This window comes from Thalassotalea sp. PS06, assembly GCF_007197775.1.
In the GTDB taxonomy this organism is placed as follows: domain Bacteria; phylum Pseudomonadota; class Gammaproteobacteria; order Enterobacterales; family Alteromonadaceae; genus Thalassotalea_A.
The window spans coordinates 1,880,491-1,893,522 of sequence record NZ_CP041638.1 but is presented as its reverse complement, the minus strand read 5'-3'; the positions used below and the strand labels follow the sequence as shown (position 1 = coordinate 1,893,522).

General features: G+C 39.2%; 10 protein-coding genes. 8 read left to right on the top strand and 2 right to left on the bottom strand.

Translation table 11 applies throughout. The annotated features are described in order from the left end of the window. Positions 1 to 14 precede the first annotated feature (14 nt). From FNC98_RS08390 to FNC98_RS08355, 8 genes are all read left to right on the top strand, one after another. On the top strand, positions 15 to 1,556 hold the full coding sequence (locus tag FNC98_RS08390) for a class I SAM-dependent DNA methyltransferase (protein WP_143580809.1): 1,542 nt from the start codon (positions 15 to 17) through the stop codon (positions 1,554 to 1,556). Next, complete coding sequence (locus FNC98_RS08385; RefSeq protein ID WP_143580808.1) at positions 1,553 to 2,647, top strand: restriction endonuclease subunit S; 1,095 nt, start codon at positions 1,553 to 1,555, stop codon at positions 2,645 to 2,647. The genes FNC98_RS08390 and FNC98_RS08385 overlap by 4 nt, the downstream gene beginning before the upstream one ends. A gap of 146 nt (positions 2,648 to 2,793) precedes the next feature. Continuing rightward, complete coding sequence (locus tag FNC98_RS08380; RefSeq protein WP_143580807.1) at positions 2,794 to 4,578, top strand: AAA family ATPase; 1,785 nt, start codon at positions 2,794 to 2,796, stop codon at positions 4,576 to 4,578. After that, positions 4,578 to 5,495, top strand: a complete 918-nt coding sequence (locus tag FNC98_RS08375; protein ID WP_143580806.1) for a hypothetical protein — start codon at positions 4,578 to 4,580, stop codon at positions 5,493 to 5,495. The genes FNC98_RS08380 and FNC98_RS08375 overlap by 1 nt, the downstream gene beginning before the upstream one ends. A 22-nt stretch (positions 5,496 to 5,517) precedes the next feature. Next, entirely contained in the window at positions 5,518 to 7,443 is a 1,926-nt protein-coding gene (locus tag FNC98_RS08370; RefSeq protein ID WP_143580805.1) for an McrB family protein, read from the top strand. Positions 7,444 to 7,446: 3 nt separating this feature from the next. After that, entirely contained in the window at positions 7,447 to 8,772 is a 1,326-nt protein-coding gene (locus tag FNC98_RS08365; RefSeq protein ID WP_143580804.1) for an McrC family protein, read from the top strand. 140 nt (positions 8,773 to 8,912) lie between these two features. Then, positions 8,913 to 10,178 carry a DUF2130 domain-containing protein gene (locus tag FNC98_RS08360; RefSeq protein ID WP_143580803.1) on the top strand — a complete coding sequence of 422 codons (1,266 nt, stop codon included), beginning with the start codon at positions 8,913 to 8,915 and terminating at the stop codon, positions 10,176 to 10,178. Between the two features lie 31 nt (positions 10,179 to 10,209). Beyond that, positions 10,210 to 10,644: a hypothetical protein gene (locus FNC98_RS08355; protein WP_409574578.1), complete on the top strand. Its 435-nt coding sequence runs from the start codon at positions 10,210 to 10,212 to the stop codon at positions 10,642 to 10,644. 427 nt (positions 10,645 to 11,071) lie between these two features. Here FNC98_RS08355 and FNC98_RS08350 read toward each other — a convergent pair whose 3' ends face one another. Beyond that, positions 11,072 to 12,454, bottom strand: coding sequence for a DEAD/DEAH box helicase (locus tag FNC98_RS08350; protein ID WP_143580801.1), 1,383 nt, complete (start codon positions 12,452 to 12,454; stop codon positions 11,072 to 11,074). A gap of 9 nt (positions 12,455 to 12,463) precedes the next feature. Beyond that, positions 12,464 to 12,976: a hypothetical protein gene (locus tag FNC98_RS08345; RefSeq protein WP_143580800.1), complete on the bottom strand. Its 513-nt coding sequence runs from the start codon at positions 12,974 to 12,976 to the stop codon at positions 12,464 to 12,466. Positions 12,977 to 13,032 lie beyond the last annotated feature (56 nt).

Genomic DNA, 13,032 nt, shown 5'->3' with positions numbered 1-13,032 from the left:
GAAAAGAGAACACTATGATCACTGGTAAATTAAAAAGCGATATTGACAAGTTATGGGAAGAGTTCTGGACGGGCGGCATTGCTAATCCACTCACCGTAATCGAACAAATCACTTTTTTAATGTATGCCCGTTTGCTCGACTTACACGAGCAGCGCGACGAAAAACGCCAAAAGCTAAGAGGTGGAGAGTTCAAGCGCCGTTTTAGTGAAGACCAACAACATATTCGTTGGCACCGCTTCATCCACCAAGATAAAGACAGCATGTTAAAAGAGGTGCGTGATGAGGTATTTCCTCATTTCAAAAGCACTTCGGGTGAAGGTTCATTGTTTGCTGGGTTTATGAAAGACGCACAATGCATGATCCAAAAACCAACGTTAATGGAATCCGCAGTTGAGATGATCAACAAATTGCCATTGGAAGACAGCGATACCAAAGGTGATTTATACGAATACTTGCTTAGCAAGTTAACAACAGCAGGGATTAATGGTCAGTTTAGAACACCGCGCCATATCATTCGCGCCATGATCGAAATGCTAGACCCAACACATGAAGATCGTATTATCGATCCTAGCTGTGGCACAGCCGGATTTTTAACGGTGGCCTATGAGTATTTAATGGAGAAATACACGTCACCAGAAGGTGTTCATACTGAAACAGTAGTGAATGAAAAAGGCGAAGAGCAAAAGGTAAAAATCTTTAGTGGTGATTTATTGGTTGAGCATCGCGATCATGTAAACACCGATATGTTTCATGGCTTCGATTTTGATACTACCATGTTACGTATCGCCGCGATGAACCTAGTCATGCATGGCGTGACTGAGCCTGATATTCATTACCAAGACACGTTAAGTGGTAGCTTTACAGAGCGCTTCCCAACGCAAAGTAAAGATTCTTATACCATATGTGCAGCCAACCCACCGTTCAAAGGCTCATTAGATGAAGAAGACGTAGACCCTGCAATATTGCGTATGGTGAAAACCAAGAAGACAGAGCTATTGTTTGTCGCGCAAATTCTTCGTTTACTTAAAAACGGTGGTAAAGCGGCGATTATAGTACCTGATGGCGTACTATTTGGTTCATCAAATGCACATCAACAACTACGTAAACACATAGTTGAAAATAATGAACTTCAAGGTGTTGTTTCATTACCATCCGGTGTATTTAAACCATACGCAGGGGTATCTACCGCTGTTCTTTTTATTACCAAAGGCTCTCAAACAGACCATGTTTGGTTTTATGATTTAAAAGCCGATGGCTTCTCACTAGACGACAAACGTACACCGATAAAAGATAATGATCTTCCTGATTTAGTAGCCAAGTTTAAAGCCCGTGATAAAGCAATTGCTGACACTGAGACAAACGATAAAACCAAAAAAGCATTTTGGGTGAGTAAAGACGAGATAGTTTCTAATAAATACGACTTGTCGATTAATCGCTATAAAGAAGTGGTTTACCAGCAGGAAGAGCATGACGATCCAAAAGATATTCTGGCAAATTTAGTTAGCTTAGAAAATGAAATATTAGCTGACTTAAAAGATCTGGAGAAGATGCTGTGAGTTGGCAACTAGTTTCTTTAGGTGAAGTTGCGCCTTCAAAACCACTAAAAAATCCTGATATAACCAATGAGGACTCTGTTTGGCAGCTTAATCTAGATAAAGTCCAATCACAATCTGGAATAGTGATAGAAAAAGTTTATGACTCGGTTGAATCGGCAGGCTCTTCTACACATTGGTTTGATGAGCGACATGTACTTTACTCAAAATTACGCCCTTATTTGAACAAAGTAGTCCTGCCAGATGAGCAAGGATTAGCTACCACAGAATTAGTACCTTTGTGCCCTGATGAAAACAGGTTGGATAGAAAATATTTAGCTTATTATTTAAAATCTAATCAGTTTGTGAGCTGGATAAGTGATCAAGTTGCTGGTGCAAAGATGCCTCGCGTATCTATGAAAGTGTTTTGGGAGCATCAGATTCCACTACCACCACTTGATGAGCAAAAACGAATCGCTTCGATTTTAGATAAAGCCGACAGCGTGCGCCGTAAACGCCAAAAAGCCATCAACCTAGCCGACGAGTTCCTCCGCAGCGTATTCCTAAATATGTTCGGTGATCCTGTTACTAATCCGAAGGGATGGGAAAAAAAGCCTTTAGCTAAAGTGTTCAAACTATCAAGTGGTAAAGGATTAACGGCTAAAAATATGGATTCTGATGGGGAATACAATGTTTATGGTGGTAATGGAATAAATGGTAGGCACTCTCAATATATGTTTGATGAACCCCAATTGATAATAGGGAGAGTAGGAGTTTATTGTGGAGCTATACACATTACGAAACCTAAGTCTTGGGTCACTGATAACGCACTGTTTGTCAAAGAGTACCTAGAAGAAATTAACATTGATTATATAGCTCAACTTTTGGAATTGGCTAATTTAAATCAGTATGCTGGTAAAGCAGCGCAACCCCTAGTTTCTGGGAACAGAATATATCCACTTGAAATGATAATTCCGCCGTTGCAAGAGCAAGTAAAGTTCTCAATTGTAAAAAAACAATTTTTGGCGATGCGTTCTAAAGTTGATAATTCGATGTTAGATAAAAGTGGTTTGTTTAATGCGCTGTGCCAAAAAGCCTTTACTGGTGAATTATGAACCAAAAAGCCTTTATTCGCACCATCCTTGGCGCTCACCCTTCGGGCCAGCCAGAGGCTGTTCAACTGAGTTCCCTACTCAGTTGTGCTGGTGAACTGTAACTAATCAACAAGGATGTGAGCTGTTGGCTCAAAAAGAATAATTATATGAGAATAACAAAATTATCGTTAACCAACTTTAAATCATTTAAACAGGAGCAAACCATTGAGTTTGCACCAGTAACTTTATTATTTGGCCCAAACAGTGTCGGTAAAAGCTCGGTATTGATGGCGCTGTTTTATCTTCAACAAATATTGGATAAAGGCCAATGTGATCCACAACGTATTGAAGCTTTAGGTGGTAAATTAGTAGGCGGCTTTAAAAACTTAGTTCACCGCAGAAACTTAAATCAATCTATCACCCTAAAAATCGAATACGACAAAGGTAATCGAGTTGGCAGTAGTTATGACTTTCTAGCCGATTTGCTTGAAGAAGGTGAGCTTGACGTTCGTATCAGTAGCCCGGTTATTGATGTTGAAAAGGTGACATTAGAATTTGTTATCTCTTGGGTAGAACAGCATCAAACAGCTTATATCGCCAACTATAAAATATGGTTTGACGGAATTGAAATTGCCGAAGTCTCATCGGATGCGGGATTAAAGCAACCGCAAATAACCAGCTTAAACTATTTGCATCCTCTCCTATTACCAGACGATCACGATGAGTGGTTAATCGATTGTTTCGAAAATGATATGCCAATTAGCAATGCTTTATACGATAAGCTGCTCGATTTACTTAACCTCTATAATCCAAGCCATCATGAAATCAAAGATGGTGCAGCTAGGCCGTTTGAAGGAGACGATAAAGACCTTTTGTTTACGGATGACTGTTTTGTTAGTCCACTTCAAGAAGCTTTGAATAACGAGCGAGACATCAGCAATCAATTTGATAGTGCTGACAATATGGTTGTTGTTGAAGGTGAAACTTTAATTCATGTTCCTATTGGTATTGAGGGACTATCGGGCGCGTTACCTCCATTGGGTCGAAAACTTAAGTCATCACTAAGCTTGGATAATGAAAAACAAAACGAAGTGTTTGTTGAGTTGCTAAGCGATATCCTTGTCGCGCCATTAGATAACCTTAAAAAGTTGTTAAATGACAGCCTGTGCATAGGCCCTTTGCGAGGAATTCCAGATTTCTTACATCAACCAAATCCATATGTAGAACAAAAAGATTGGCATGACGGTTTGGCAGCGTGGGACGTATTAGCTAGAGGTGATAGCGAGCTAATTACTGCAGTTGATGAGTGGATCTCCAATGAAAATAAATTAGGTTTAGGCTATGGCTTAGCTCACCGAGTCGAAAAACATTACGCCGAGATAAAAAGGTTCAGCCCTTCTGGATCCTTTTCTCCAGCCGAAGAGCAACTAAAGCGTATCATATCTGAAGATTTAAAGGGAGCCACTAGAGTCCCTCACCCAGACGAAGTAAAAACAAACTACACATATTCACTATTTGATTTAAGTAACCGAATGTCTGTGACGCCAAGTGATATTGGTGTCGGTATTTCACAGCTAATGCCATTGGTGGTAGCTGCACTTAGCAGAAATAAGAGGGTTGTAGCTTGCGAACAACCAGAACTGCATGTTCATCCCAGAATACAAGTCGCCATTGGGGACCTACTAACTCAAACCGGGCGAGCAACTAATTTCTTGATTGAAACACACAGCGAACATTTAATACTTCGCTTGAGAAAGCGTGTTAGACAAACAACGGATAAAGAGTTGCCAGAAGGGTTTAAGCCTGTTGATAAAGATGACATTTCTATTGTTTACTTTGAGCCGTCTGACGAGGGTGTTATCACCCGACGAATCAAACTAGATGAAGACGGTGAATTCACTTCTAAGTGGCCTCAAGGCTTCTTCTCTGAACGCAGAGAGGAATATTTGTAATGTTAGTGGAGCATTTGATTGAGCCGGAATTCTTAACTCAGGTTGTTTCGTCTCGTCGAAATTTCAATGACTTTCTTAGAGAGTTTTCAAGACAATCGCCGAGAGTTGTTGGTAAGTTACAAAAGTTTAGTAAGTTCAGAAAAAAAACGCTTCAAGTGCAGGGCGAAGCAGTAAATGAAGATCAGCAAACCATGTTGATCGAATTACTTCAATTTATTGAAGAGACTTGTTTAGTAGACAGGAACTCTGGAATCGATGGAAATCTCAGCTTTCTCGAAAATTGCATCAACGCGCATCAACAATCACCCTCGCATATCTTTTGTTTAAATGAACCAGCAGGTCAAGCTGTGGGCGGCATAGGTTTTATTTACTCGGCAGATTTGAATAATGGTATTAACCCACTGCCCAATCAAAAATTAGTACAAAAAAGCTTGGATGAAATGGTACAGGCAACTTCTGATTTCCTTAGACTATCTTCTCGAATTACCTTTGTTGACCCATATTTTAGCCATCGAGCAGCCATGTTAAATCCAATGGTCAAATTTATAGAGTTTTGCGGTGCTAACTCACCCGTTGAAAGTAAGGAAATTACTATATTGCTAAAAGACCGTACTGACGTACCTTCGATTCAATTCTTGATGGATGCAATAACTACGCATAACGACTTTAATTCAACGGGCATTGCTTCGTTAACGGTCACGTCATTGAAAGAGAGAGATAACGGTGAAGCTTTGCACAACAGGTACATCATTAGTGAGCTTGGTGCTCTTTTCTGGGGTATTGGGTTGGATGAGCGTCATTCGGAAGTGAATGATGATGTGGTTATGCTTAATGAAGAAATCTTTAGTAAGCGATTCGAGCAATATTGTGAATTGAAAGCGTTTGATGTTTCTGATTCAGCGAATGTGACTTTTTAATAATAAAAAATGGATTTAAAAGATGGCGTATTTTACTCAAGAACATTTTAATTTGCTGAATGAGTGGGCAAGAAAGAAATACGATAAGAATGATCCGCTACACACCTCATCACGCGAAAAGTTGAAATCAGTGTATCAACTAGTTGAAGAGTGGGCGCGCAGTATTAATAAAGCTGTGTTTGCTGATAATGGACGAGTAAAACTTGTTAAAAATCCGGTCAACCAAGGTCAAAAATTTGAAAGCTATTTATGGGCAAGAATTTATCCGAAAAAAGACTCACCTAAAGAGCTCGCCTATACCATTGGGTTCAATACTGAAGGGTTAGACATCAAAATTGATACTGTCGGTTTAGATGAAAGCAAAGATAAACGAAGAAAGAAGTATCTTGAAATTAGGGGCGACTTTAATTCTTCAGGCATTGTCAGTTTGATGCCTATTGAAAGCGCAATAAAATTAAACTTTGAGCAGATACTAACTTGGTCAAAGCAACAAATGGAAAATTTCGACATGGATTATGACGAAGTCGCGAATAAAATGGGTTTAAACGATGGTGAACTAACAACCAATGGCGAACCTATAGTTAATAGCAGTGAGCCAAATAGAGTTACACCATTAAATCAAATCCTTTATGGCCCTCCAGGCACAGGTAAAACTTATCATACTGTTCAAGCCTCTGTTAAAGCGGCTGAACCAGACTTTCAAGCTAAATCACGTGTCGATTTGAAGAAAAAGTATGATGAATTGGTAGCTGATAAACGAATTCGATTTGTTACCTTTCATCAAAGTTATGGCTATGAAGAGTTTGTAGAGGGTCTGAAGGCAAACTCAAATAACGGGGAAATATCTTATGATGTTGAACCTGGAATATTTAAGCAAATTTGTGAAGATGCTCGCCAAGGAGTTGAGCCAGATAATGACCCTCTAGAACAAGCTATAGAGATGTTTAAAGCCGAATTAGAAGAAACCTCTACCATTACGCTAAAGACACTTCGTGGAAATGATTTTGATGTGCAATATCACGGTAACACTACGTTTAGAGTGTTCCCTGAAGCAACTTCACACGAAGATTTAGGAAAGGGATACCCTGTTTCAATTGATAACATACGAAAGTTATATCGCGGGTTAAGCGTTAAGAAAATTTATAATTCATCGTATGTTAAATCGATCCTAAACCATATTAAAAAAACATATAGCGTAAATGACTTTGAAGCGCCCAAACAAGGTGAAGTGAAAAACTTTGTACTTGTGATTGATGAAATAAACAGGGGGAACATTTCAAAAGTATTTGGTGAATTGATTACCCTAATAGAAGAATCGAAAAGGTCTGGAGAGGACCAAGACGAAGCATTAGAAGTTGTTTTGCCAAATTCAGGTGAACCCTTTAGTGTTCCAGTGAATCTATTTCTAATTGGCACTATGAATACGGCTGACCGTTCATTAGCAATGATGGACACTGCGCTTCGTCGTCGCTTTGATTTTGTTGAAATGATGCCTAGGCCGGAGTTGTTTAATGAGGTATCTATTAACGGTATAGAATTGGAAGCGCTACTCAGCAAGATGAATCAGCGCATTGAAGTACTTTACGACCGAGAGCATACACTCGGCCATGCTTTTTTCATGCCTGTTAAAGATTTAGTGGACAAACAAGAGCAAGCATTTGAAACCCTTAAGTCAGTATTTAAAAACAAAATTATTCCATTACTAGAAGAGTACTTTTTTGAGGACTGGAATAAAATACGATTAGTGCTTGGTGATAACCAGAAAGCTGAAGGGCTGCAATTTGTAATAGAAGAAAAGCAATCGTTTGATAGCTTGTTTGGCAATAACCACGGGTTGAATAATTATCCGCAAGAAGAAAAAAGCTATACGCTTTTACCTTTTGATAATGATGTGTGGAATAAACCAGAAGCATACGTAGGCATTTATAAAGCGAAAAAAGAAGACTAAGTAGTGAAAAGGATTCAAGCTGCAATAACAGTATTTGAATTTGGCTATGTAGGCATTGGCGAAAAAGCAGAACATTCGAAACGCATAAGTAAAATCAGTCAATCATCATTTGCATACTTGAAGCAACTTTGCCTATGCGACCAATCTGAAAGCCGCTTTCTTAGCTTAAAGAGTATAGATAATACTGAGGTACTCCAACTCCAGAACTATGCTGGGGTGTTGTTTACGCCAGATGGTACTCAAATTGAAGTCTTGCCTAAAATTGGGCGAAAGCTGGATGGCGAAGATAGCCAAACCAGGGCACGTGATTCTTTGCTCAATATGTTGGCAACACTTGGCTCATTTCGCCACATTCGCACTAATAACGCCAATTTATCTAAGTCTAAAATGCCTTTACTTGAAGTATTTATTGGTCAATTTCTTGATTCAGTGAATGTACTGATTAAAAAAGGGCTACGAAGTGATTATATTGGACGTGAAAGCAACCTATCTTTTTTGAAGGGAAAATTGCTAGTTAGTAAGCAGTTGAGAGAGAACTCCATTGATAAACATAAATTTCATGTTGAACATGATGAGTTTGTACTTGATAGACCAATTAATAGATTAATTCACCTAGCATTACATAAAGTCTCTACTTATTCTTCCAGCGCTGCAAATCAAAAGTTAGCTAAAGAACTTTTATTTGCTTTTACAGATATCCCGATAAGTACAAATGTCAAAAATGATTTGTCTGCCGTTAAGTTAGATCGTGGGATGAATTATTATAAAGAACCTTTTGATTGGGCTAGATTAATTCTGGAAGGATTTTCACCTTTGACGATGATGGGCAGCAGTTATGCGTCATCATTACTATTTCCGCTAGAAACTGTTTTTGAAAGCTACGTAGCGTCAATTATAGCAACGCAATTACCTCAACATATGGATCTTGAGACTCAAACAAAAGCTGAGTCGCTAGTGTCATTTAATAAACGAAAATTTTTTCGTTTACAACCTGATCTACTAATCACAGAAAATAGCAAAAGAATTGTGGTATTGGATACAAAATGGAAGCTAATCGACAGTAGAAAAGACAATGGCATTGATAAATTTGGGCTGTCCCAGGCCGATTTGTATCAAATGTTCGCCTATGGTCATCAATACTTATCCGGTTATGGAGAACTGTTCTTAATATATCCTAGTCATGATGATTTCATTGAACCTATTGAAATCCCATTCGAATACAGTAGTGAATTAAAACTATGGGTAATTCCTTTTGATGTTTCTGATAATGTCGATGACAACAAAAGGCTCACATTTCCCTCAAACAGTATTTTCCAAATACCAAACTAGGTAAATATATTTACCGATAAGTAATGCGCGTTACCGTTTTATTTATTAACCCTCATTAAACTCCATGTAAATCAATAAGATATAAATTGGCACCAATATTGTATTAGTTGGCATGTGTTTAACTATTATGAGATTTTGCCATGACCTCAAAAATCATTCTTAACGCCGAAGACCAAATTACTTGTCCTCACTGTAACAGTGAATTCCCAATCAAGGAGGCAGTTGCCAAACACTTGATTGAAAAACACGAAGATGAATATCAGCAACTACTCAGTAAAGAGCTGGTTAGCCTTCAAGAGCAAGCCGCAAAAGATGCTGAAAAGTCTATTGCTAAAACGTTTAAGAAGCAGATTGAAACGCTTCAAGAGCAGCTTGCCGATAGCCAAGACAGCGCTAAATCATTGCAGGCAAGAATTGCTGAAGAGAAGAAAAAAGCGGAAGACAAGATCCGAGAATCGGTCAAACTTGAGCATGATGCTTTGGAAGAGTCTTTGAAATCCAAAGAGGAGCAACTGGCAAGTTTCCGCGAGCAAGAACTAGCATTGCGCAAAGCTAAAACTGAACTTGAAGATAAGCAAAAAGACATGGAGCTTGAATTAGCTCGTCGTGTTGAAAATGAAAAAGAGACATTGCGCTCTACCATACACGAAGAGTTTAAGCTTAAAGAAGCTGAGTGGAAGAAGAAAATGGATGATGTTGCCAAGGCAAACGATGATCTCCAACGCAAACTTGAGCAAAAATCACAGCAGCTTCAAGGTGAAGTGCTTGAGCTTGAGCTAGAGCATGAACTTGCTCAAGCGTATCCGTTAGACGATATCGACCCTGTTGGAAAAGGAACACGCGGTGCTGATGTTATTCAAACGGTTCGATTACGAACTGGCACCGTCTGCGGAAAGATAGTTTGGGAGACCAAACGTGCTGATAACTGGTCAAATAATTGGATCACCAAGCTTAAAGCTGACTCGCAAGAAGTGGGTGGAGATATCGCGGTATTGGTTTCTACGGTATTCCCGGCTGGAATCGAAGAGCCAATGGTTATGAAAGACGGGGTTTGGTTAGTTAAACCAGCACTAGCTAAGGGGCTATCAGAAGCTCTTAGAACAGTATTGACCGAAGCTCAGCGCCAAAAAGCGGTGAGTGTAGGTAAAAATGAGCAAATGGAAGCGCTCTATGACTACATCTGTAGTACGCAGTTTGTGCAGCGTATTAAGGCGGTAGTCGATCACCAAGAGCAAATGCGCTTGGAGCTGGATAAGGAAAAATCAGCGATGCAGCGGATCTGGAAGAAACGCGAAGGGCAAATCGGTGGTATTACTAATCAAATGATGGCGATTTGCGGGGAATTACAAGGCTTGTCGCACGGAAGCATGCCTTTGTTAGATGATATCGCCCTGTTGGGTAACTAACTAGGGGAATTGGGGGAGACCTTCAATGTAGCTGGAGGTCTCATTTGTTGGAATAGTAGATCATGTAAACTCAGCCAAAAAACTAGTCCATGTGATTTTTGATAGAGGTGTCGACACCGTCATTCCATTTTCAAAAACACCGGGGCGATTAAGTATTGGTGATTCAATTAACGCGAAGCTTTCAAAGTCCAAGACTAAACATGGTAGTAAATATCAAGCGTTAACTATTAAGAAATCTGATCAACAGCCGAATACTAATGTTTTAAAGGAATTTAGTGGTGAAGTTCGTATTTCTAATGGGCTTGGCTTCACTTCTGCGGACATTTTTATTGACCGAAAATTAATTGAAAAGTATGAGGTGAAAGACGGCGATACTGTTTCGGGAAAAGCCGTCTTAAATTACAACAATAAAAGATCAAGCTGGGGCTGGAAAGCTATAGCTATTGATATTAAACAGCGCTTTTAGTATTAATTGTGATTTGCTTCTGGCGCAATAAGTGAGCTAATTTATCTGTGTACTTCAAGTATCCTGAACATGCTCACAAGGGAGAGTAGGGAGCTCAAATCTAAACTGACAGATACCTTGTCTAAAAATGGGTAACTGTCAGATCAGGTCTGAGCTACTACATATGAGTTATGTGAAAAGATTCAGCTAAGTGTCTTGGTGCTTCTGAATCTCAAACCCGCGAAACGCAATCAATTCCCCACCTTGTCAAATTTAGAATTGCAACGTTTGATTTGATTCAGCTCAGACCTTATTTGATAGTTACCCGATTTTTAATGAGGCATCTTTCGATTTAGGGTCGAGCTGAGGCAAACTAAAGTTGCTTAAATTCCATTATGCATGCGTAGTATACACAGTGTCTGATGAACAAGAACTTAATCCATTATAACTACAAGCCAATATCGAGAAATTCCTCTTTGAATCGCCCAAATATGTTTACCGAATTGTCGTAGCCATATCGCAGAGCAGAGTTATCGACTAATGACAAAATGTTAAATGAGCTAGCGACCGTGAGTGTGATCTCCGGTGGCGGGTTGTTTCTTTTCTTCTTCTTGCTTTCGTTTTCATCGTCTGCCTCCGAACCTCCATGTGTACTTCCCTCAAAAACTACAACGTTAGATTGATCAGGGATATCTTCAGCAATTCGTTCAGCATACTCAACTAATACAGGATCATTCAGCATAAAAAGGAAAGCGTCTTGATTAGGAGAGCTAGTCATGCGAAGAATGCGTCCTAAAATTTGTCGAAAATACAATTCAGTTTTAATTTTACTAAGATGGCAACATATTTGGAGCCTGGGGATATTGGTTCCCTCACTGATCATTCCAACGCTAATTATCCACTTACCGCTACCATACCGATACTGGCGTATTATCTCGGACGGCTTATCTTCTTCATATGTGACAACAATACTAGGTTCAAAAAAGCGTTCATACAGTAAATCCGCAATTTGATGGGCGTGCTCAACCGAAGCGGCAACAATCAAGCCTCCTGCGTCAGGATTAATCTTTCGAATGCAATCTAGCTTTTCAACAGCAAGCGACAAAAGTTCATGAATGATCTCATCATTCTTAATAAACCTTGAGTAAGACAGCACTTTAGAACTAATCACCGGCTTCAAGCTTTCATATTCTTTTTTCTTACCTTTTTTAGTTACCTCGATGTTATCGTTGTCTAAAACCACGATTTGTGGAATACGGCATACGCCATCGATAATCGCATCAGATAGTCCATATACAAAATCACATAGAGCTTTACCTGATTCGTCATATTCAGCTAGCGCAATCGGTGTTTCGTCCGAACGCCAAGGAGTACCTGTTAGGGAAAGCGTAAAACTAGCATGTTCACATATGTATTCTATGATGTGTTTTCCCCATACATTACATGCATCCAGATCTTCACCGGAGCAATGGTGAATTTCATCAAAAATCACAAAAATGCGATAATTTATAAACAGATGCCAAAAATCGTCGTCTAGGTATCCCATAGATTGATACGTCATTGAGCGGCCTTTGGCTCCTAACTTACCGTCAAACCTTTCTCCAGTTAAAGTCTCAAGAGAAATACAAAAATCATGGGCTACTATACTTGACGGTGAAAAGCAGACGACTAAATCGATCATTTGTTTTTCAAATAGCTGTTGCGTTAAGACAGAACTTGCATGCGTTTTGCCGGCTCCTGGTGTAGCAAGACACAAAAAGTGCTTTTGCCCATTTGAGTATTTCATTAAAGCAGACTGGATAAAGTCAGCCTGCCAGGTTCTTAATTTCATTTACATTACCTATGTTTTGTGTTGATTGATAAATATCTCAAAGCGTTTTATTTTTCCAAGCAGCTTTGTTTGGCGCTCGCATAGAAGGTTATATTCACTCTGAATGTCTGAATTAAATTCAGGCATCTCTGCAGAAATCTCCTCATACGCCTCATATTCCCCCACACAAATGAGAAAATCATTTTTGCATGCCGTTAATCGTTTTTTTAACGCGTCAAGCTTCGAAGCGCTAACGTTTTCACTACTCACAACCTTTTTATTCGAAATTTCTCGTAAAACAGTAAAGTCAATCAAATCCGTTTTAATAAAGCTCGTTAACTCTTTCTTCTTAGAGATGACCTTCTTAAGCCACCCTTTTTTAACGAGTTTGAGTAACTCGCTGTAAATAAAACGTCTCGTTGATGCTGAATCCAGAGTATTGTCTTTTTTCAGCAAGATATAGCCGGTTCGAATGTCGCTCGTTGTGAAATGGTCTATGTTTTCCATCAAGAGTATTTCAGCGACGAAGGGATCTAACTTCATATACAACTTTCCCATACAAAAAATCACAGGTGAGCATTATAAGACGTGTACTTATT